This window comes from Ensifer sp. NPDC090286 (assembly GCF_044769565.1).
GTDB lineage: Bacteria > Pseudomonadota > Alphaproteobacteria > Rhizobiales > Rhizobiaceae > Ensifer.
Window position 1 is genome coordinate 1,684,414 of the sequence record NZ_JBIVYF010000001.1, and the last position, 21,243, is coordinate 1,705,656.

Consider the following 21,243-nt stretch of genomic DNA (forward strand, 5'->3'; position numbering starts at 1 on the left):
CTTGATGCGCCTTCGTACCCTGTTGTTGGTCGCGGGATTGCTTGCCACGACTGGCGCTGCGCGCGCCGACGAATGCGCCGATGCCAGCGACCAGGCGACGATGAATGCCTGCGCCGGCAAGGCGCTGAAGGCTTCCGACGCCGAACTGAACGCGCTCTACCGGCAAATCCAGGGGCGCCTCAAGGACGACGCGGAAAAGACGAAGCTGCTCGTCACGGCGCAAAGGGCATGGGTCGCCTATCGCGATGCGGAATGCGACTTTGCAAGCTCCGGCGTCGCCGGTGGCTCGGCCCAGCCGATGATCACGCTTGAATGCCGCGACGACCGCACGAAGAAGCGCGTTGCCGACTTCAAGACCTATCTGAGCTGCGAGGAGGGCGACCTCAGTTGCGTCCTGCCGGCGGCAAACTGACCCGGAAAAGAGCGATGGCCGCGGCACTCGCCGTGGCGCTCCTCTGCCTTGCCGGCGGCGGCGCCGGCGCGGCAGACATCGATGCGCTTTATCGCAGTGACGCGATCGTCACCGGCACGGGCGAAGCCAACCGCGAAATCGGCTTTCGCGAATGCCTGCGTGAGGTGCTCGTCAAACTGTCCGGCGATCCGGCGATCACGGAGGCGCCCGGGTTTGCTGCAGCGGTGGCCAGGGCTGGCAGCTTCGTTTCGACCTTCTCCTATCGCGACCGCCTCGAAGGCATCCCGATCCATGACGAACAGGGCACGCACGACCGCCCGCATGATCTCAGCTGCCGCTATCGGCCGGCAACGCTCGATCCGCTGCTCGCAGACCTCGGCCGCAAGCCATGGCTCTCCCCTCGCCCCAGGATCGCCGTGTGGCTGGCGGTCAAGGACCAGCAGCGCCGCTTCGTGCTGGCGCGTGACGGCAGTGAAAGCCCCTACATGGTGGATTCGCTTCAGGCAGCGGCAGAGCCACTGGCGCTCTCGGCCGTGCTGCCGGATGCGGCGACCGTCACTGCCCGCAAATCCGCGCTCGACACCCTGCCGCAAGCGGATCCCGCGCAGGTCTTTTCGCCCGCGGCACAGACCGGCGGCGACATGCCGCTTGTCGGCACGCTCGTCTGGTCCGACGCTGCCCGCGGCTGGATCGCCCAATGGCAGATGGACGCGGGCGGCAGGCGCTATCGCTGGCAAGTGAGCGGCGTCAGCTTCGACGATGCCTTTCGCAACGCCATGCGCGGCGCCGCCCGCATCCTCTCGGGAAACGGTGCGCCGTGAATGAGGCATCCGGCGTTATGACCGCCATCTGCCGCACGGCCGCAACGTCGGCTGCTCATCCAAGCGAGGCGATCAGTTCGCGATAGGCAGCCTCAGGGAAGGCTTTCAGCGTCGTCGAGCGCACATTGCCGGCCATGCCCAGCGTGAGCGCGAAACGTGCGGCCACCGCATCGTCGGGCGCTTCGACGATCGCCACCATGTCGTAGTCGCCCATGGTCAGGAAGAAATGCTTGAAGGAGCCGCCCATCTCGCCGAGCACATTTCGTGCCAGGTCGAGCCGCTTCGGGGAATCGCGCACATTCTTGACGCCTTGCTCGGTCCAGTTGAGGAGCATGACATACGTCGTCATCTGACACCTCCACGGGGGCACGCTTCACGCCCGCGGTGCGATTGCTCCCGCGTACAAGACGGGGTGCCCCAGATTACTGCGAAGGGGCGACTATACTCCCCGGCGAAAGCACCCACAATAAATCGCATGGGTGAGGCGGAAACGAAAAAGCCGGGCACTTGGCCCGGCTTTTGATCTTTTGCGTGTACTCGACTTTAGCTGTCGAGGAAGCTTCTGAGCTTCCTGGAGCGGCTCGGATGCTTGAGCTTGCGAAGCGCCTTCGCCTCGATCTGACGGATACGTTCGCGGGTCACCGAGAACTGCTGGCCGACTTCTTCGAGCGTGTGGTCGGTGTTCATGCCGATGCCGAAGCGCATGCGCAGCACGCGCTCTTCGCGCGGCGTCAGCGAAGCGAGAACGCGGGTCGTCGTCTCGCGCAGGTTCGCCTGGATGGCGGCGTCGATCGGCAGCAGCGCGTTCTTGTCCTCGATGAAGTCGCCGAGGTGCGAGTCTTCTTCGTCACCGACAGGCGTTTCGAGCGAGATCGGCTCCTTGGCGATCTTCAGGACCTTGCGGACCTTTTCGAGCGGCATGGCGAGCTTTTCGGCCAGTTCTTCCGGCGTCGGCTCGCGGCCGATCTCGTGCAGCATCTGGCGCGAGGTACGGACGATCTTGTTGATCGTCTCGATCATGTGCACCGGAATACGGATCGTGCGGGCCTGGTCGGCGATCGACCGGGTGATCGCCTGACGGATCCACCAGGTGGCGTAGGTCGAGAACTTGTAGCCGCGGCGGTATTCGAACTTGTCGACCGCCTTCATCAGGCCGATGTTGCCTTCCTGGATGAGGTCGAGGAACTGCAGGCCGCGGTTGGTGTACTTCTTGGCGATGGAGATGACGAGGCGCAGGTTCGCTTCTACCATTTCCTTCTTGGCGATACGCGCTTCGCGCTCGCCCTTCTGCACCATGGATACGATCCGACGGAACTCGGCGATCGAGATGCCGGTTTCGGTCGCAAGGTTCTGGATCTCCTGGCGGATGTCGCGGATCGTCTGGTTTTCGCTCTTGGCGAATTCCTTCCAGCCCTTGCCGGCCAGGTTGCTGATCGACTTCATCCAGTTCGGGTCGAGTTCGGCACCCGAATACTGTTCCAGGAACGAGTCACGCTTGACGCCGTAGCTTTCTGCAAGGCGCAGCAGGCGGCCTTCGTTCTGCATCAGGCGCTTGGAGATGTCGTAGAGCTGCTCGACCAGGCTGTCGACGCGGTTTTGGTTGAGCGACAGCGACTTGACCGCCTTGATCAGCTCGTCCTTGAGCTCCTTGTAACGGCGCTCCTGGGCGGGCGAAAGCGTGCCGGTGGCAGCAAGGCGGGCTTCCACCTGCTGGTCCTGCAGCTTGCGCAGCTTCTTGTAGGTCTCGGCAATGATGTCGAGGGTTTCCATGACCTGCGGACGCAGTTCCGCTTCCATGGCGGCGAGCGAGAGGTTCGACTCGTCGTCGTCTTCCTCTTCTTCTTCGGCCGGCATGACATCGCCGCCGACATTGGTGATGTCGTCGTCGTTGGCAGGCGAACGGACCTTGCGGGTCTTTTCCTTTTCCTCGGCAGCCTTGCGGTCCGCCTCGATCTTTTCCGGGCTCTGGAACTGCGGTGCAGCCTTGGCCTCGGGACCGGAATAGGTGGTTTCGAGATCGATGATCTCGCGCAGCAGCGTCTGGCCTTCGTTCAGTTCGTCGCGCCAGATGATCAGCGCCTGGAAGGTCAGCGGGCTCTCACAGAGACCGGCGATCATCGTCTCGCGGCCAGCCTCGATGCGCTTGGCAATCGCGATTTCGCCTTCGCGGGAGAGAAGCTCGACCGAGCCCATTTCGCGCAGGTACATGCGCACCGGATCGTCGGTACGATCGGTCGGCTCTTTCTTCTTGCTGGTCGCAAGCGACGTGCCGCTGGAAGGCGCGAGTTCGCCACCTTCGCTGTCGCCGTCGTCGTCGCCGCCCTCGTCGTCACCGCCGCTGGCTGCCTCTTCGGCTTCCTCATCCTCGATCACGTTGATGCCCATGTCGGACAGCATCGCCATCGTGTCTTCGATCTGTTCGGAGGTGACTTCTTCGGACGGAAGGACCGAGTTGAGCTCGTCCATCGTCACGTAGCCGCGCTTCTTGGCGGCCTTGATCATCTTCTTGACAGCGTCATCGGAAAGATCGAGAAGCGGGCCGTCCGGAGCGCCTTCGCGTTCTACGTCAGCTTCTTCGTTTTCTTTGACTTTGGTTGCCATTTAGTTCGTCGCTTTCCTTGTCGCAACCGGCGTGAGCCCGGTGCCAATGCCGCTCGAAGGTCCGGGTGCGCCGCGCACCCGCCACCGAATCATTTCCCCTGACGTAACGGGATGATGTTTAATTCCTGTTTAACCACGAGTGTACTCGTGGCAAAGCGGGCAAGCTCCGACAGTCCTGCCACTGAAACGTCTCTGGCATGATTCCCTAACCGCCGTGTCATCTCGCCATTTCTTATTCGGAAATGGTGATTCCCAGAATTTTCGATCCCGTCAAGCATTTCCGCTGAAAAACCGGATGATTCGGTAAAAATCACCGTTCCTATCGCTTTTTGGGGTTTATCAGCTTCCGCTGAAGATGTAGGCGCTGCCCGCCAAAAGACAAGGGTAGCAACAATTTAATCGGCAAGGTCTCGTTGTGCCATATCCGCACGCGCAACCAGAGCTGCATTTTCCGGCCCGATTCTAAACCGATCGGCCGTCATACTTGACGACCTTCACCGCCTCGATATCAAATTCGGGCAGGCAGCGCAGGTTGACCGCCGCCATCTTCCCATGCGGCCCGTCGCCCTCGCCGAACGGCGCGATGCCGCAGGTGTCGCAGAATCGGTGCTGGATCACATGCTTGTTGAAGAGGTAGGTCGAGAGGTCCGCTTCCGGCGTCGTCAGCGTCAGCTTGTCGCGGGCAACGAAGGCCAGAAGCCCGCCACGGCGACGGCAGAGCGAACAATTGCAGTCGATCGCTTCGTTGAATTCCCCTTCCACCTCGAAGGCGATCTTGCCGCAGTGACAGCTTCCCTCATAACGCATGCAGGCTTCTCCTCTTCTCCCCGGCGCAACGACGCCGCCTCTGCCACCAAGATAGGGCGTCCCTGCCCTCAAGCAAGCGCAGGCAGCAGCCAGGCGCATGCACGCAAAACGATTCCCGAAGGAGCCGATTATCGATGCAAACTCGCAAGATTATTCCCGCTTTTCGCTTGCGCTTGAGCTGATCGCGCAGGAACTTCGCTCCGAAACGGAGGCTCGAATGCTCATCAAGGAAACCGACGCCATGCGCGTGCTATCGATCGCGCGGCGGCTCACCATAGCCGATGTCAAAGGCGAGAGCGCCGCACTGGCGCCTGTCATCGAGGCGGAGATGGAGCGCGCCGGTCTGACGCCGGCAGGCCCCTGGATCTTCATCGCGCAGAACCTGCCGAAAAACGCCAAGACCCTGTTCGACTGGCGGATCTGCCGCCCGGTCTCCGGCGGCAAGGATTATTGCGGTAAGCTCGATCTGGTCGAACTGGAGCCGATCATGGTGGCGTCCACGCTGCACCAGGGTCCGATGCGCAGCCTTTTCACCCAAGGCTACGCGCCGCTGGTCGCAAAGATCGAAATGTCCAGGCACAATTTCTCCGGCGAGAGCCGCGAAATCTACCATCGCTGGGCGGGCCAGGGCGCCCGCTATCACGAGATCGAGATCCAGTTCGGCCTTGCCAACTGAGCCGCCGCCCCTCACGGGTGCAACGGCCCTTTGGGCCTCACCAGTCCATGACGACCTTTCCGGAGTTGCCGGAGCGCATCGCTTCGAAGCCGTCGCGGAATTCGTCGATGGTGATGCGATGGGTGATGACCGGGGCAAGGTCGAGGCCGCCCTGAACGAAGGCGATCATCTTGTACCAGGTCTCGAACATCTCGCGGCCGTAGATGCCCTTGAGGTTGAGCATCTTGAAGATCACCTTGTTCCAGTCGATCTCGAAGCCCGCCGGTGCAATGCCGAGGATGGCGATCTTGCCGCCATTGTTCATCTTGTCGATCATGTCGCGGAAGGCGGGTGCGGCACCGGACATTTCAAGCCCGACGTCAAAACCCTCGGTCATGCCGATCGCCTTCATCACGTCGGCAAGGTTTTCCTTCGACGCGTCGACGACATGATCGATGCCGACGCTTTTGGCGAGCGCGAGGCGCGTCGGGTTGATGTCGGTGATCACAACCTTGCGCGCGCCCGAGCGCTTGGCGACCATCGCCCCCATGATGCCGATCGGGCCGGCGCCGGTCACCAGCACGTCCTCGCCGACGAGATCGAAGGACAAGGCCGTGTGCACTGCATTGCCGAACGGATCGAAGATGGCGGCGACTTCGTCGGGCACGTCCTCGGGGATCGGCACGACGTTGTATTCCGGCAGGCAGACGAACTCGCCGAACGAGCCCGGCCGGTTGACGCCGACGCCGAGCGTGTTGCGGCAGAGGTGTCCGCGGCCGGCGCGGCAGTTGCGGCACTTGCCGCAGACGATGTGCCCCTCGCCCGAGACCCGCTCACCGACATGGTACTTGGTGACGGCAGAGCCGACCTCGGCGATCTCGCCCATGAACTCGTGACCGACGACCATCGGCACCGGAATGGTCTTCTGCGCCCACTGGTCCCAGTTCCAGATGTGCACGTCGGTGCCGCAGATCGCCGACTTCTTGACCTTGATCAGCACGTCGTTCGGGCCGATCTCCGGCACCGGTACCCGCTCCATCCACAAGCCCACTTCGGCCTTCGACTTCACCAGCGCCTTCATCATGTTCGTCATCGGTCTCTCCCTCAGATCACGCCGAGGTCGCGGCCGACCTCTTCGAAGGCGGCGATCGCCCGGCGCACGTCCTGTTCGCTGTGGGCCGCCGACATCTGCGTGCGGATGCGCGCCTGGCCCTTCGGCACCACCGGGAAGGAGAAGCCGATGACATAGACGCCCTTCTTCAGCATGCGTGCCGCCATCTCCTGGGCAAGGGCTGCATCGCCGAGCATGACAGGGATGATCGGATGGCCTTCGCCGGCGAGCGTAAAGCCGAGCTTTGACATCTCGGTGCGGAACAGGCTGGCATTGGCGTATAGCCGCTCGCGAAGCGCATCGCCGTTGTCGATCAGGTCGAAGACTTTCAGCGATGCCGCGGCAATCACCGGCGCCAGCGTGTTGGAGAACAGATAGGGGCGCGAGCGCTGACGCAGCCAGTCGACCACCTCCGCCTTGCCCGAGGTGTAACCGCCGGAGGCACCGCCAAGTGCCTTGCCGAGCGTGCCGGTGATGATGTCGATCCGGCCTTCGACGCCGCAATGTTCGGCCGAGCCACGGCCATTCTTGCCGACGAAACCGACCGCATGGCTGTCGTCGACCATGACCATGGCGCCGTACTTGTCGGCGAGGTCGCAGACCCCTTGGAGATTGGCGATGATGCCATCCATCGAGAACACGCCGTCGGTGGCGATCAGCTTGAAGCGGCTGCCCTCGGCCTTCTTCAGTTCCTCTTCCAGCGCCGCCATGTCGTTGTTGGCATAACGGAAGCGCTTGGCCTTCGACAGCCGCACGCCGTCGATGATCGAGGCATGGTTGAGCGCGTCGGAGATGATCGCATCCTCTTCGCCCAAGAGCGTTTCGAACAGGCCGCCATTGGCGTCGAAACACGACGAATAGAGGATCGTGTCTTCCATCCCGAGGAAGGACGAAATGCGCGCTTCCAGCTGTTTATGCTCCTCCTGCGTGCCGCAGATGAAGCGCACCGAGGCCATGCCGTAGCCGTAGCGGTCGAGCGCCTGCTTGCCGGCCTCGGCCAGTTCTTCGTTGTCGGCCAAGCCGAGATAGTTGTTGGCGCAGAAGTTGAGCACCCGCTCGCCCGAGGCGACCTTGATCTCACCCGCCTGCTTCGAGGTGATCACACGCTCCGCCTTGTACAGCCCTGATGACTTCAGGCCCTCGAGTTCTGAACGGAGATGGGAGAGGAAGGCTGAAGTCATGGTGCTCTCGCTTCAAGAAAACATCGCGTGCCTGACGAGTATCACGACGGCTTTTGACTTGCAGCAAAATCCGGCGCTTGACCGGATCCAGCGTAAAAACGACAGGGCATTTCATGGCGAGACGCTGATGGCGATGGATTGTGTCGCTTCGGGTACCCTGAGGGACATTTTCTGTCCGGCTTCGAGCTGGATGCTCACCATTCCTCGCGCCGCCGACGCGGCGCTGCTGGATTCCTGTGACAAGCACAGGAATGAGGGCTGAATTTTAGCGACCCCGTCACAATCTACAATTTCTACTTGAAACCGTCCGCAATTTCGGCAGCCTGAGGATATGAAGGGGTATGTTTACATCCTAGCATCCAGGCGGAACGGTACGCTGTATATTGGGGTCACCCGCGACCTCCCCGGCCGTCTTTATGAGCACCAGAACGAACTGACGCCCGGGTTCACATCCAGGTACGATGTGAAAACCCTTGTCTGGTTCGAGGAGTTCGATCTGCTGACCACGGCAATCACCCGCGAAAAGACGATGAAGAAGTGGCCGCGGAAGTGGAAGGTGAACCTGATCGAGGCGATCAATCCGGAATGGCTCGACATTTCGAACCATCTGCACGCGTTGTGATACCTGCTATCCCGATCTGCGAAGGGAGCTCCATCCGCAGCGATGGGATAATAGACTGAGCCTCCCCTCCTCCCTCATTCCTGTGCTTGTCACAGGAATCCAGCAGCGCCGCGTCTGCGGCGCGAGAGGCCAATCAAGACCATCAGCGCGACGGCCTCAAAGTCAAGGCAACGCGCTGCGTTCAGCGATCCTGACGTGAATGTCGCGCGCGCGACCGCCTTCACCCCTCCACGTACCCGTCGATGACCGCGAGGAATGCCTCGCCGTAGCGTTCGCGTTTGCTTTCACCGATGCCGGGAATGTCGAGCAATTCGTCGAAGCCGCGCGGGCGCTCCTTGGCAAGCGCAATCAAGGTCGCGTCGGGGAAGACGACATAGGGCGGGACGTTCAACTCCTTGGCGATCGAGAAGCGCTCGGCGCGGAGCAGTTCGAAGAGTTCGAGATCGGAACCGGCGAGATCCGCCCGTTCGCGTTGCGCACCCGACTTCGCTCCACGCGCGGCCTTGCCGGAGGTCGGGCGGTCCTTGCGGAAAAACACCTGGCGCTCGCGCTTGAACACGGCGCGTGCGTCCGGTTCGAGCTTTATCGCCCCGAAGGCGGCATGATCGACACTGACAAGTCCTGCCGCCAGCAACTGCCGGAAGACCGATTGCCAGGTGCGAGCCGGCAGGTCCTTGCCGGCGCCGAAGACCGGCATGTCGACATGGCCGAAACGCTCGGTCTTCTCGTTGACCGTGCCCATCAGCACATCGACCACATGACCGGTGCCGAAACGCTCGCCGGTGCGATAGACCGCCGCCAGCGCCTTGATCGCCGCTTCCGTCCCGTCCCAGGTCTCGACCGGTTTCAGGCATGTGTCGCAATGGCCGCAGCGGCCGGGATGCGCCTCGCCGAAATGCGCGAGGATCGCCTGGCGGCGGCAGCCGGCGGTCTCGCAGATCGCAAGCAGCGCATTGAGCTTGCCGCGCTCGATGCGCTTGATGTCATCTGCCGCGCCACCCTCGTCGATCATCCGGCGGCGCTGCAAGACGTCGGCCATGCCATAGGCCATCCAGACCTCCGACGGCTGGCCGTCGCGCCCCGCACGCCCAGTCTCCTGGTAATAGGCCTCCACCGATCCCGGCAGATCGAGATGGGCGACATAGCGCACGTCGGGCTTGTCGATGCCCATGCCGAAAGCGACGGTCGCAACGAGGCAGAGGCTCTCTTCTTTCAAGAAAGCGTCCTGGTGCTTGTCGCGAAGCGTCCGGTCCATACCGGCGTGATAGGGCAGCGCGCGGATGCCCTGCGCGTTCAGCCATTCCGCCGTATCTTCGACCTTGGCGCGCGACAGACAATAGACGATACCGGACGCGCCCTTGAAGCGGGAGAGAAAGCGCAGCAATTGCTGCCGCGGCTGGTCGCGCTCGACGATTTCATAGGCGATGTTCGGCCGGTCGAAGCTGGTGGTAAAAACCTCGGCATTGTTGAGCGCCAGCCGCTCGACGATATCGTCACGCGTATGCGGATCGGCAGTGGCGGTGAGCGCGATGCGCGGCACGCCGGGATAGCGCTCGGCAAGCAGCCCGAGTGCGCGGTACTCGGGGCGGAAGTCATGGCCCCACTGCGAAACGCAGTGCGCCTCGTCGATGGCAAAAAGCGCGATGCGGGCATTGCCGATGAGATCGGAAAACCCGTCGGTCACGGTCCGCTCCGGCGTCACATAGAGAAGGTCGAGCGTGCCGTCGTGGATCTGGCGCCTGACCGCGATCGCCTCCTCGCGCGTCAGCGACGAATTCAGCGCAGCCGCATTGACGCCGAGCTGTTTCAGCGCCTCCACCTGGTCGCGCATCAGCGCGATCAGCGGCGAGACGACGACACCCAGGCCTGGGCGGCAGAGCGCCGGGATCTGGAAGCAAAGCGACTTGCCGGCGCCGGTCGGAAAGAGAACGACCGCATCGCCACCAGCGGTCACATGCTCGACCACTTCCTGCTGCCTGCCGCGAAAGGCGGAATAGCCATAAACGCGCTTCAGCACGTCGAGCGGTGCCTGGCCGGCTTCGTCGAAGAGCTTGCTGGCAGCGCTTCTTGAGGGCGTCGCCCTTTCGACGAACTCCATCACATCTCCTTCGGGAATCAGCTTAGGCCATCATGGCCACATGCGCAGGCAATGCCATAGCCCTTGCCGCAACTGAAGAGACAAGGGCTGTTTTTCCCCGAAGGCCCTGCTGCGCTTCATCGGGGATTGCCCGGTTTGCCAGCTTGACCTTGATAACACATCAGTACTTTAGTGACCCGCAAAAATCAGGAAGTCACCATGGCGAACATTCTCGCGGCGAGCGGCGGCGTCAAGCAGGTCATTTGCATCAATTGGGGTACGAAGTACGGCGCACCGTTCATCAACCGGCTCTACGCCATGGTGGCGCGCAACATCACCCCACCCTTCACCTTCACCTGCTTCAACGACAATTTCGAAGGATTGCGTCCGGAAATTCTCTGCGAGGACCTGCCGCCGCTGGACATCGGCGAAATGCCCAAGAACACGCCCGGCATCTGGCAGAAGTCGCGGCTCTGGGGCCCGAAGCTCGGCAATCTCAAGGGCCCCGTCCTGTTCCTGGACCTCGACCTGGTCATCGTCGGATCGCTCGATGGTTTCTTCGAGCAGGGGGAACCGGACGACGTCATCCTCGCCCGCAACCAGACGACGCCGTTCGAGCGCCTCGGCCAGACCTCGATTTTCCGCTTTCCGGTCGGCAAGCTGGTGCCATTGCAGGAGAGGTTCCGCGCCGACCCGCAAGGCATTGCCGACGAGTACCGTTTCGAACAGCGCTTCGTCACGCGCAATGCGCCGGGCGGAGCCAAACTCTTCCCCCGCCGCTGGGTCTTGCATTTCCGGCAGGACTGCCGCCGGCCGTTCCCGCTCAACTACTTCCTGGCGCCGCGCCTGCCGAAGGACGCACGCGTCGTGCTGTTCCCGCGCAACATCCTGCCGCAGCATGCGATCGAGGGGCGCTTCGGCAAGAAGGACAAGGTCTCCACGCCGCTCGGCCATATCCTCGGGCTGTTTGCATCCGACCGTTACGAGAAGAATGCGTTTCGCTACCTGCGCCACTACATTCGCCCATCGCCGTGGGTGGCCGAACATTGGCGCGAGTAGTCGAGACCTCGTCGAGAACAAGCATCCTTTCGCCGTGCGGGCCGGAAAAACCCAGCTGCTAGCGCGCCGCCGGCCCCTTCACGCGGCCTGACAGCACGCCGAAGCCCTCGATGATCGCTTCCTGGTTTTCAAGCCGCGTCACTTCGTGCTGCACCTCCTGAAGCGTGCGCAGCAACTGCGGCACGGCTTCGAGGTCGCCCTCCTCGGTCGCATAGGCCAGTTCACGTTCGAGCTCGCGCACCTGCCAATGCAATGCCTTCGAGCGTTGGTGCAGTGCCAGCGCCTGCAGATAACCTTCGCGGGCATCCTCTGGCGCAGCCGCCGTCGTCGCCGTCCAGAGCCTGGCATAGCGGATCTGCTGGTCGATCGCGCCGATCAGCGCGCCAAACCCCTCGCCCTGCAACTGTTCGAGCAGATCGTCGCGGTTGAGTCGTGGCCCCTGCGCGGCCGCAGCGTTCAACACCGCCGCCCAGCAGCGCTGCAGCTCGCGGTGATCGAACTCGATCGTCGAGATCTCGTCATACTCGTCGAACAGCAATTGCGGGTGGTTGACGATCGTAAGCGCCAGCACGCTCTCTCTCAAAAGCGGGGCCACCTGTTGTCCGCTGACCAGCGTCGAACGCGCCAGCCGATCGGAAATCGCCGTCGGCCCGCTCGCATTCGGTCCCCGTGGCTGACCGGCGCCACGCGCTCCGCCGCCACCGCCCTGCCGACCGCCACGCTCGAAGGGACGCCGCTCGCCCCGCCCTGCCCCTGAGGATTGCAGGAAGGCATGCAACCGGTCGCGCATATCCTGGCCATAGTGCCGGCGCACGCTTTCGTCGGCGATCACGGATGTCACCTGCTTCAGCCGCGCTTCGAGCTCGGCGCGCTTTTCCGGCGTATCGAAGGCGCCGCCCTGGACCTCGCGCTGCCAGACCATCTCGGCCAGCGAACGGGCATTGGCGAGCACCTTGTCGAAGGGCCCGCGGCCCTCCTGGCGCACGAGATCGTCGGGATCCTTGCCATCTGGAAGCATGGCGAAGCGGACCGAGCGGCCGGGCTTCAAGTGCGGCAGCGCCAGGTCGACGCCGCGGTTGGCGGCGCGAATGCCTGCGCCATCGCCGTCGAAGCAGAGCACCGGCTGCGACGTCATCTTCCACAAGAGATCGAGCTGGTTTTCGGTGAGCGCCGTGCCGAGCGGTGCCACGGCGTTTTCGACACCTGCCTGGTGCAGCGCGATCACGTCCATGTAGCCTTCGACGGCGATGATCGTTCCGGCCGCATCGTCGCCGCCGGCGTCGCGGGCGCCGCCTTGCGAAGCACGGCGCGCGCGGGCGAAATTGTAGAGAACGTTGCCCTTGTGGAAGAGCTCCGTCTCGTTGGAATTGAGGTACTTGGCCGGCGCGTCCGGCGACATGGCCCGACCACCGAACGCGATGACCTTTTCGCGCGACGACAGGATCGGGAACATGATGCGGTCGCGGAAGCGGTCGTAGGAAACCGGCACGTCCGGCCCGTGCACCACGAGGCCGCAAGCCTCGATCTGCTCCTTGGCGACGCCCTTGCCGGCGAGATGTTCCTTGAGCGCATTGCGGCTGTCGGGCGCGTAGCCCAAACGGAAGGTCTCGATCGTGCGCCCCGTAAGCCCGCGCTCGCGCAGATAGGCGCGCGCCTTGGCGCCACCCGCCGTCTGGAGCTGGTCTTCGAAATACGCGGTCGCCATTTCCATCACGTCGAGCAGGCTCGTCCGTTCCTTCTCCCGGCGCTCGGCCTGCGGATCCGGCTGCGGCATGGCAACGCCCGCCATGTCGGCGATCTGCTGTACGGCTTCCGGAAAGCTCAGGCCTTCGAGATCGGTGAGAAAACGGAAATGGTCGCCCGAGACACCGCAGCCGAAGCAATGGTAGCGGCCCTTGCGGTCCTCGCAGTGGAAGCTCGGCGACTTCTCGCCGTGAAAGGGGCAGCAGGCCCAATAGTCGCCGCGCGAGACGTTGGTCTTGCGCCGGTCCCAGGTAACGCGCTTGGCAATCACGTCCGAAATCGGAACGCGATCGCGTATCTCGTCAAGAAAGGACTGTGAAAAGCGCATGGATACCTCTGGTCGATCCTCCATATAGGCGGCATGGCCGGCGGGCGCTACAACGGTGATCCTGCTTGCACGCTATTCACAGGAGCGAAACGGGAATCGCACGTCGAATCACCAATCAAAAGTTGTGTGTGAATATTTTCTAAAGACCAAAAGTAGCGCTTGACACCCCTTTGACGAAAAGGATCAATTCGCCGTCTCGAATTGGATCACTTGCCATGGCCGTTTCCGTCAAAGTGCTCGCCTCCAGTCCGGCTTTCTTCAGCGCGGTGCTGAGCTATGCGCGCGGCATGGTGGAGATGTATGCGGCAAACCCACGGCTCGCCTCGATCTTTGCCTCGCAGCAACGCTGGCTGATGGCCCAATCCGGCCTTGCGCTCTATCACGACCGCGATCCGGATGATCCCTCGAGCGGCCTCTACAGCGGCCGTTTCATCAACTATGCCGTCATGCACGGGATCGCCAGCCGCAACACCGCAGCATCCTTCGTGCAGGAAATGGTCGCCTACCGCTTCGCCCGCTACATCACGGTGCAGCCGGACAAGCGCAGCCGGCCGCTGGAGCCCACCGAGGCGGCACTCGACTATGTCTGGAAATGGATGCAGTCCCATCTGGCCATCCTCGACGCCTTCGACGGCCAGTCGCGGCTGGCGCGGCTTAACGAAGAGCAGGACCGGTTCGGGCGGCTGCAGGCCGCGGTCGCCGCAGCGCTTGTGGGCAACGACACGGTCCGCCGTCCGGGCCCGACCTTCGACCTCTTCACCTGGGTCAATTCCGGCGGCGTGGTGATGGACGATCTCTTCTCGCGCATCGGCGACTTCGACCCCGAGGCGGAGCGCCACGCGATCGGGCCGGTTTCGCCGAGCGATCTCAGCGAACGCTTCATCATCTCCAAGACCCACCTCAAGCGGATCTTCGACAAGGCAGCGCTTTTGGGAAATATGGGGTGGGAGCGGACGCCCGGACGCGGCGCGGTCTGGCTGTCGAAAGCCTTCATCCGTGAATACTGGGATTACCAGGCGGAGAAGTTCGCCCTGATCGATCGCGCCTTCGAGGCGACGTTTCCGGCGAAAGCCGAGGTGGCGACGCCCGTCCTATCGCGACGGGCGCCGGCACTCACTTGAGCGGAGCTACTTGAGCAGTTCCTTCACCAGGCCGGAGGCCTTGGCGAAGTCCATCTGGCCGGGATAGCGCTCCTTGAGCACGTTCATGCACTTGCCCATGTCGCGCAGGCCATGTGCGCCGGTTTCGGCGATGACCGAGGCGCAGAGTTCCTTCACCCTGGCTTCCGGAAGCTGGGCCGGCAGGAACCGGTTGATGATGACGATTTCCTCACGCTCCTGCGCGGCAAGCTCCGGCCGGCCGGCGTCGTCGTAGATACGAGCCGATTCCTCGCGCTGCTTGATCATCTTGGCGAGGATCTGCAGGATGTCGTCATCGCTGACCGGGTCCTTGCCGAGGCCCCGATTGGCAATGTCCCGATCCTTGATCGCCGCCTGGATCAGCCGCACGGTCGAGGTACGCCGTGCGTCCTTGGCTTTGAGGGCTTCCTTCAGTGCGTCAGCGAACAGGTCGCGCATGTCTATACTCCATGTCGAAACCGGCCCGCGGTGCTCTGCCCGGAACCGGTTCGAAACCATTATTGTTGTCGTCGTCTTAAACCAGTGTGACAGGTGCAATCAAACGGAATACGCAACCGCTTGAATTATAAGGAATTTTATTTCCAGACAATTCACAGCGGCTGGTTGACCCGGTTAAGCGCTTTGGGTATTTTCCCGCACCTGCACAACATCGGCATGAGAGCACTTTTCCGCGGGGTCTCCGCGCGTCCATGCCTGAGCAAAGAAATGGCGATCGACTGCCGGGCTTTCAAGCCCCCGCGCTCCACGCCGCAACGGGATAGGAACGATGACCGCGACACCCGCATGGACCACTGAAAAACCAACCGCACTGCTCGTTCTGGCCGACGGCACCGTGATCGAGGGCAAGGGCATCGGCGCGACCGGCAAGGTGCAGGCGGAAGTCTGCTTCAACACGGCGCTGACCGGCTACCAGGAAATCCTGACGGACCCCTCCTATCTCGGCCAGATCGTCACCTTCACCTTCCCGCACATCGGCAACATCGGCGCCAATGACGAAGACATCGAAGACCTGACGCCGGCAGCACGCCACGGCGCGGTCGGCGTCATCTTCAAAGCCGACATCACCGAGCCGTCGAACTACCGCGCCGCCAAGCACCTCGACGTCTGGCTGAAGGCCCGCGGCATCATCGGCCTTTGCGGCATCGACACCCGCGCGCTCACCGCCTGGATCCGCGAAAACGGCATGCCGAACGCCGTCATCGCCCACGATCCCTCGGGCGTCTTCGATATCGACACGCTGAAGGCCGAAGCCAAGGCCTGGAGCGGCCTTGAAGGCCTCGACCTCGCCAAGGTCGCGACCTCCGGTCAGTCGTCGCGCTGGGACGAGCAGCCCTGGGTCTGGAACGAAGGCTATTCGACGCTCGGCGAAACCGATGCGGCCTACCACATCGTTGCGCTCGACTACGGCGTGAAGCGCAACATCCTGCGCCTCTTTGCCGGCCTCAATGCCCGCGTGACGGTGATGCCCGCCACGACCAGTGCCGACGAAGTGCTGGCGCAGAAGCCGGACGGCATCTTCCTGTCGAACGGCCCCGGCGACCCGGCAGCAACCGGGAAATACGCCGTGCCGGTCATCCAGGACCTTTTGAAGACCGATATCCCGCTCTTCGGCATCTGCCTCGGCCACCAGATGCTGGCGCTGGCACTCGGCGGCAAGACCGAGAAGATGCACCAGGGCCACCACGGCGCCAACCACCCGGTCAAGGACCACACCACGGGCAAGGTCGAGATCGTCTCGATGAACCACGGCTTCGCGGTCGATTCGAAGTCGCTGCCGCAGGGTGTTGATGAGACTCACATTTCGCTCTTCGACGGCACCAATTGCGGCCTGCGCGTCGCCGGCAAGCCGGTGTTCTCGGTCCAGCACCACCCGGAAGCCTCCCCCGGCCCACAGGACAGCCACTACCTCTTCCGCCGCTTCATGAACCTCGTGCGCGAGAAGAAGGGCGAACCGGCGCTGGCCGAACGCTGAGCGACCGATCGAGACAAGCTTCCAGGGCCCGCTTAGAGCGGGCCTTTTCTTTTCGAGCGTGCGCCTTCGTTGCCGCCGAACTCACCCTTCCTGCAGATGCGCGACGATGAAGTCGACGACGGCGCGGACCGACGGCAGTTGCCCACGCCGGTGCGGCATCAACAGCGTCGTCGTCACGCTGCCGGCCTCCCAGTCCGCAAGCACGCGCACGAGACTTCCGGCTTCGATTGCCGCCCGACAGATCTTTCGCGGCAACGCGGTGATGCCAAGACCGGAGACGGCAGCCTCGAGTAACACGTTGGATTCGTCCGCGAGAAACCGCGGCATTGGCCGAACCCTGACGACCACGCCCGCATCGTTGCGCATCGTCCATCCCTCTGCACTCAAGGAGGCAAGCAGCCCGTCGTGATGCGAAAGGTCGCTGGGCTCGCGCGGATGCCCGCTGCTTTCCAGATAGGCCGGCGCCGCCACCAGGAGGATCGCATCCGTTGCCACCCGCCGCTGTACCATGCCGGAATCGGGCAACGGCGCGAAGTGATCGCGCACCGCGATATCGAAGCCCTCTTGCACCACATCGACGAAACGATCCGTCGCGTGCAACATCACCTTCATCTTGGGATAGGTCTTCGCCAGCGGCGGCAGCAGCCCGGCCAGCATCATCTGCGCCGTCGGCACCGAGGCGGTGATCCTGACCGTGCCGCTCGGCTCGGCAAGACGGCCCTTGACGATGGCTTCGGCCGCCTCCGCCTCTATCAACATCGCCGAGGCATGCCGGTAGAAATCCTCGCCTATCTCCGTCACGGTGAAGCGGCGCGACGTTCGGTTGATCAGCCGGACGCCAAGCGTCTTTTCCAGCTCGGCCACGCGCTTGCTCAGCGTCGATTTCGGCACGTTCAGCGCCCGCGCCGCCGGCGCGAACCCCTTGTGATCGACCACATGAACAAAGACGATGAAGTCGTTGAGATTGCGCATCGCGGCTCCCAATGTCTGCAGATGTGAACGATACATCCACATTTGCCCGTCTTACGCAACATCGTCCATAAAATTATCTCTTCCTCATCGAAGCTTGATATCGAAGGAAGAGAGACAATGGGTATCTATCAAGACAAGAAAGCCGTGGTCATCGGCGGCACGCATGGCATGGGCCTGGCGACGGTCGAGCGTCTCGTCAACGGCGGCGCCGAGGTGCTCCTGACCGGAAACAACGAAGAGAACCTCGCCCGGATCCAGCAGCGCTTCGGCGACCGCGTTCATGCGGTAAAATCGGATATCGCCGACCTCGGCGAGATCGCCGTGCTCGGGGCGGCGGTCGGGCAGAAGCTGGGTTCGATCGACCTCCTGCACGTCAACGCCGGCACATCGCTGCTCGAGCCGTTCGACCAGGTGACGGAAGCATCCTACGATCGCCAGTTCACCATCAACACCAAGGGCGCCTTCTTCACCGTCCAGCGGCTGGCGCCTCTGATCCGCGACGGCGGCTCGATCGTCTTCACCTCGTCGGTTGCCGATGTCGGCGGCCATCCGGGAATGGCGGTCTATAGCGGCAGCAAGGCGGCGCTGATCTCGTTTGCCTCCGTCTTTGCCGCCGAACTTCTGCCGCGCGGCATTAGGGTGAACTCGGTCAGCCCGGGCTTCATCGATACGCCGACCAAGGGCGTGGCAGGCGTCACCGACGCCGAGCGTGCCGAGTTCAAGGCGCTCGGCGATGCGATCACGCCGATGGGCCGCAACGGCACGGCGGACGAGGTCGCCCGCGCCGTGCTCTTCCTCGCCTTCGACGCCACCTTCACCACCGGCGCACGCCTGACCGTCGATGGTGGCCTTGGCCAGCAATTGTCGCCTGCCGCCTGACGCGGCCCGGAGCGGAGAGACAACATGTCCAGATCCATCTCGATCATCGGGCTCGGCGCCATGGGCGCGGCACTCGCCGAAACCCTCATCGACGCGGGCAACACCATCACCGTCTGGAACCGTACGTCCGCACGGGCCGACGCCCTCGTTGCCCACGGCGCACGCCGGGCAGCAACGGTCGCCGGGGCCATTGCGGCCGGCGATATCCTCATCCTGTGCCTCACCGACTACGCCGCCGTCGAAACAACGCTGGCGGACGTCGGCGCCACCATCGCCGGCAAGACGGTCGTCAATCTCACCAATGGTCGTCCGGACGAAGTCCGGGCGATCGCCGCCCGGCTTGGTGGACTTGGCGCGCGCTATCTCGACGGCGGCATCATGGCAACGCCGCCGATGATCGGCACGCCGCACGCCTTCGTTCTCTATAGTGGGGACAGCGCTGCATTCAGGGATGCCGAGCAACAACTCGCTGCCTTCGGCCAAAGCGACTATCTCGGCGAGGATGCTGTTCTCGCCGCGGTCAGCGACCTCGCCTTGCTGTCGGCGATGTACGGTCTCTTCGGCGGCTATCTGCACGCAACCGCGCTCGCCGGCAGCGTCGGCTTCACCGCGAAGCAGTTCCTGCCGCTGGTCGAACCCTGGCTTGCCGCGATGATGACGGCGCTACCCGATTACGCCGAACGGATCGACAGCGGCGATCACGCCCGCGACGTGATGTCGAACCTTCAGATGCAATCGGTGGCGATCACCAACATCGTCGCCGCAAGCCGCAGCCTGGGCATCGATCCGGCTTTCATGGAGCCGATTGAAAGGCTGGCGAAAAAGCGCCTCGCCGCCGGCTTTGGCAGCGACGAGGCCTCGGGCCTGATCGAGGCGATGCGGGGCAAATAGAGGCCGTCGCAGAGGTCCGGATGCAAGTGCGCGCCGTTGGTGCTCGCCAAGCAAGCGACAAGCAGGTGGCCCGCGGTCGAAACGTCGCGGGCCACCGGCTTGTTGTTGACCCTCGGGCGCCCTTCGCGCATCTTCACCGCAACTGGAGGTGACGATGATTACAGGTCCACAGTGCCGCGCCGCCCGGGCGCTGATCGAAATTTCGCGCGAGATGCTTTCGAGCTTTTCCGGCGTCGACGAAGAGACAATCCTCAGGTTCGAGCGAAAGCTGGAAAAACCGGCCGACGCGGTGATCCTGTCGTTGAAGCATGCGCTCGAAAATGCCGGCGCGGTGTTTCTGCCGGAGGGCGAACGCGGGATCGGCGTGCGGCTGAAGTTCACCCGCTCCGAAGCCCGCCGCCTCTCGATCCTCGAAAGCGAGGGCGGCGTCGTCGGTGACGACGAGGTTCCCGGCGCCTGAGAATGGAATCTGATTTCAAGGCCTTAGCCGGCTGACTTGAATCGGCATGGCCAGCCGTTGAATCGCTTTGCGAACGAAAAAACCCGCCGTTTCCGGCGGGTTCTTTTTGTCAGGTGCGGTTGCTCGCGCTTACTTGCAGGCGGCGCAGAAGCGCTGGATGCGGCGGCAGGCTTCCTCGAGCTGGGCTTCCGACGTTGCATAGGAGATGCGGAAGTTCGGGCCGAGACCGAAGGCCGAACCGTGGACGACGGCGACGCCTTCGGACTCCAGGAGTTCGGACACGAAGTCTTCGTCCGTCTCGATGACCTTGCCCGACGGCGCGGTCTTGCCGATCAGGCCGGCGCAGGACGGGTAGACATAGAAGGCGCCTTCCGGCGTCGGGCACGAGATGCCCTTGGCCTGGTTCAGCATCGACACCACGAGATCGCGGCGGCCTTCGAAGATCTTCTTGTTTTCGGGAATGAAGTCCTGGGTGCCGTTCAGCGCCTCGACGGCAGCCCACTGCGCGATCGAAGTCGCGCCCGAGGTCTGCTGGCCCTGGATCATGTCCATGGCCTTGATCAGCTGCAGCGGGCCGGCTGCGTAGCCGATGCGCCAGCCGGTCATGGCATAGGCCTTGGAAACGCCGTTCATCGTCAGCGTGCGGTCATAAAGGCCGGGCTCGACTTCGACCGGGGTCGCGAACTTGAAGTCGCCATAGGTCAGGTGCTCGTACATGTCGTCGGTGAGGATCCAGACATGCGGATGCTTCATCAGCACGTCGGTCAGCGCCTTGAGCTCGGCATGCCTGTAGGCAGCACCCGACGGGTTGGACGGCGAGTTGAAGATGAACCACTTGGTCTTCGGCGTGATCGCCTTGTCGAGGTCCTCGGCCTTGAGCTTGAAGTTGTTCTCCTGCTTGGTCGAGACGGTGACCGGGGTACCGCCGCACAGCGCCACCATTTCCGGGTAGGAAACCCAGTAGGGCGCCGGGATGACGACTTCATCGCCCGCGTTCAGGGTCGCCATGAAGGCGTTGAAAAGAATCTGCTTTCCACCGGTGCCGACGATCGTCTGGGCAGCCGTGTAGTCGAGGTTGTTCTCGCGCTTGAACTTCTTGGCGATGGCTTCGCGCAGTTCCGGGATACCGGAGACCGGCGTGTACTTCGTCTCGCCGCGATTGATCGCGTCGATGGCGGCCTTCTTGATATTGTCGGGCGTGTCGAAATCCGGCTCTCCAGCGCCGAGGCCGATGACATCGCGGCCTTTCGCTTTCAGCTCACGGGCTTTCTGCGAAACGGCGATGGTGGCGGAAGGCTTTACACGGGAAAGGGCATCGGCAAGGAAGGCCATGGGTGAAGGTCCTGATCGTTTCGAGACGAGGTGATCGCTACGGAACTAAAAAGCCAGGCTCCATAGCGGTTAGGTCTATGTCGAAAGACGCCCGGTCTTGCAAGCGCCGGAACGGCAAAAACGCCGGAAACGCGGGCAAAAAGCGTTACCATGACAAAGTTTCATGAATGCGATCAGCATC

21 protein-coding genes are annotated in these 21,243 nt (G+C 63.0%); 11 read left to right on the forward strand and 10 right to left on the reverse strand.

Annotation, left to right across the window (positions count from 1 at the left end):
- Positions 1-4: 4 nt before the first annotated feature.
- Complete coding sequence (locus ACIQUG_RS08525; RefSeq protein WP_402319683.1) at positions 5-412, forward strand: lysozyme inhibitor LprI family protein; 408 nt, start codon at positions 5-7, stop codon at positions 410-412.
- 14 nt (positions 413-426) lie between these two features.
- Positions 427-1,233, forward strand: a complete 807-nt coding sequence (locus ACIQUG_RS08530) for a DUF2066 domain-containing protein (protein WP_402319686.1) — start codon at positions 427-429, stop codon at positions 1,231-1,233.
- 55 nt (positions 1,234-1,288) lie between these two features.
- On the opposite strand, the gene ACIQUG_RS08535 is transcribed toward ACIQUG_RS08530, so the two are convergent.
- The 3 genes from ACIQUG_RS08535 to ACIQUG_RS08545 form a co-directional block, all read right to left on the reverse strand.
- Positions 1,289-1,582: a GYD domain-containing protein gene (locus ACIQUG_RS08535; RefSeq protein ID WP_034803438.1), complete on the reverse strand. Its 294-nt coding sequence runs from the start codon at positions 1,580-1,582 to the stop codon at positions 1,289-1,291.
- Between the two features lie 194 nt (positions 1,583-1,776).
- Positions 1,777-3,834 carry an RNA polymerase sigma factor RpoD gene (gene rpoD, locus ACIQUG_RS08540; RefSeq protein ID WP_043613292.1) on the reverse strand — a complete coding sequence of 686 codons (2,058 nt, stop codon included), beginning with the start codon at positions 3,832-3,834 and terminating at the stop codon, positions 1,777-1,779.
- 462 nt (positions 3,835-4,296) lie between these two features.
- On the reverse strand, positions 4,297-4,641 hold the full coding sequence (locus ACIQUG_RS08545) for a GFA family protein (protein ID WP_043613295.1): 345 nt from the start codon (positions 4,639-4,641) through the stop codon (positions 4,297-4,299).
- 217 nt (positions 4,642-4,858) lie between these two features.
- Between ACIQUG_RS08545 and ACIQUG_RS08550 the strand changes: the two genes are divergently transcribed.
- Complete coding sequence (locus ACIQUG_RS08550; protein ID WP_402319691.1) at positions 4,859-5,317, forward strand: hypothetical protein; 459 nt, start codon at positions 4,859-4,861, stop codon at positions 5,315-5,317.
- Between the two features lie 37 nt (positions 5,318-5,354).
- Here the strand turns inward: ACIQUG_RS08550 and tdh are convergent, their stop codons facing one another.
- Positions 5,355-6,389 (reverse strand): L-threonine 3-dehydrogenase, encoded by a 1,035-nt coding sequence (gene tdh, locus ACIQUG_RS08555; protein WP_402319694.1) that lies wholly within the window; start codon positions 6,387-6,389, stop codon positions 5,355-5,357.
- Positions 6,390-6,400: 11 nt separating this feature from the next.
- On the reverse strand, positions 6,401-7,588 hold the full coding sequence (locus ACIQUG_RS08560; protein ID WP_402319696.1) for a glycine C-acetyltransferase: 1,188 nt from the start codon (positions 7,586-7,588) through the stop codon (positions 6,401-6,403).
- On the opposite strand from ACIQUG_RS08560, the gene ACIQUG_RS08565 reads away from it, so the two are divergent.
- Both ACIQUG_RS08565 and ACIQUG_RS08570 read left to right on the forward strand, forming a co-directional pair.
- Positions 7,587-7,850: a hypothetical protein gene (locus ACIQUG_RS08565; RefSeq protein ID WP_402319699.1), complete on the forward strand. Its 264-nt coding sequence runs from the start codon at positions 7,587-7,589 to the stop codon at positions 7,848-7,850. The genes ACIQUG_RS08560 and ACIQUG_RS08565 overlap by 2 nt on opposite strands.
- A 69-nt stretch (positions 7,851-7,919) precedes the next feature.
- Positions 7,920-8,210 carry a GIY-YIG nuclease family protein gene (locus tag ACIQUG_RS08570; RefSeq protein WP_402319701.1) on the forward strand — a complete coding sequence of 97 codons (291 nt, stop codon included), beginning with the start codon at positions 7,920-7,922 and terminating at the stop codon, positions 8,208-8,210.
- 220 nt (positions 8,211-8,430) lie between these two features.
- On the opposite strand, the gene recQ is transcribed toward ACIQUG_RS08570, so the two are convergent.
- Positions 8,431-10,308: a DNA helicase RecQ gene (gene recQ, locus ACIQUG_RS08575; protein ID WP_402319704.1), complete on the reverse strand. Its 1,878-nt coding sequence runs from the start codon at positions 10,306-10,308 to the stop codon at positions 8,431-8,433.
- Between the two features lie 198 nt (positions 10,309-10,506).
- Between recQ and ACIQUG_RS08580 the strand changes: the two genes are divergently transcribed.
- Positions 10,507-11,346 carry a hypothetical protein gene (locus tag ACIQUG_RS08580; RefSeq protein ID WP_043624522.1) on the forward strand — a complete coding sequence of 280 codons (840 nt, stop codon included), beginning with the start codon at positions 10,507-10,509 and terminating at the stop codon, positions 11,344-11,346.
- 58 nt (positions 11,347-11,404) lie between these two features.
- Here the strand turns inward: ACIQUG_RS08580 and dnaG are convergent, their stop codons facing one another.
- Positions 11,405-13,417, reverse strand: a complete 2,013-nt coding sequence (gene dnaG, locus ACIQUG_RS08585; RefSeq protein WP_402319707.1) for a DNA primase — start codon at positions 13,415-13,417, stop codon at positions 11,405-11,407.
- A 215-nt stretch (positions 13,418-13,632) separates the two neighbouring features.
- Between dnaG and ACIQUG_RS08590 the strand changes: the two genes are divergently transcribed.
- A complete protein-coding gene (locus ACIQUG_RS08590) occupies positions 13,633-14,538 on the forward strand; it encodes a hypothetical protein (RefSeq protein ID WP_402319710.1) in 906 nt (301 codons plus the stop codon).
- 6 nt (positions 14,539-14,544) lie between these two features.
- On the opposite strand, the gene ACIQUG_RS08595 is transcribed toward ACIQUG_RS08590, so the two are convergent.
- Positions 14,545-14,994, reverse strand: coding sequence for a GatB/YqeY domain-containing protein (locus ACIQUG_RS08595; protein ID WP_192446875.1), 450 nt, complete (start codon positions 14,992-14,994; stop codon positions 14,545-14,547).
- Positions 14,995-15,322: 328 nt separating this feature from the next.
- On the opposite strand from ACIQUG_RS08595, the gene carA reads away from it, so the two are divergent.
- Complete coding sequence (gene carA, locus ACIQUG_RS08600) at positions 15,323-16,528, forward strand: glutamine-hydrolyzing carbamoyl-phosphate synthase small subunit (RefSeq protein ID WP_402319713.1); 1,206 nt, start codon at positions 15,323-15,325, stop codon at positions 16,526-16,528.
- Positions 16,529-16,609: 81 nt separating this feature from the next.
- Here the strand turns inward: carA and ACIQUG_RS08605 are convergent, their stop codons facing one another.
- Positions 16,610-17,500 (reverse strand): LysR substrate-binding domain-containing protein, encoded by an 891-nt coding sequence (locus ACIQUG_RS08605; protein ID WP_402319716.1) that lies wholly within the window; start codon positions 17,498-17,500, stop codon positions 16,610-16,612.
- 117 nt (positions 17,501-17,617) lie between these two features.
- On the opposite strand from ACIQUG_RS08605, the gene ACIQUG_RS08610 reads away from it, so the two are divergent.
- From ACIQUG_RS08610 to ACIQUG_RS08620, 3 genes are all read left to right on the forward strand, one after another.
- Entirely contained in the window at positions 17,618-18,379 is a 762-nt protein-coding gene (locus tag ACIQUG_RS08610; protein WP_402319719.1) for an SDR family oxidoreductase, read from the forward strand.
- 24 nt (positions 18,380-18,403) lie between these two features.
- On the forward strand, positions 18,404-19,270 hold the full coding sequence (locus ACIQUG_RS08615; RefSeq protein WP_402319722.1) for an NAD(P)-dependent oxidoreductase: 867 nt from the start codon (positions 18,404-18,406) through the stop codon (positions 19,268-19,270).
- 154 nt (positions 19,271-19,424) lie between these two features.
- Positions 19,425-19,730 (forward strand): hypothetical protein, encoded by a 306-nt coding sequence (locus tag ACIQUG_RS08620; RefSeq protein WP_043624500.1) that lies wholly within the window; start codon positions 19,425-19,427, stop codon positions 19,728-19,730.
- Between the two features lie 129 nt (positions 19,731-19,859).
- Here the strand turns inward: ACIQUG_RS08620 and ACIQUG_RS08625 are convergent, their stop codons facing one another.
- Positions 19,860-21,062: a pyridoxal phosphate-dependent aminotransferase gene (locus tag ACIQUG_RS08625; RefSeq protein WP_402319726.1), complete on the reverse strand. Its 1,203-nt coding sequence runs from the start codon at positions 21,060-21,062 to the stop codon at positions 19,860-19,862.
- Positions 21,063-21,243 lie beyond the last annotated feature (181 nt).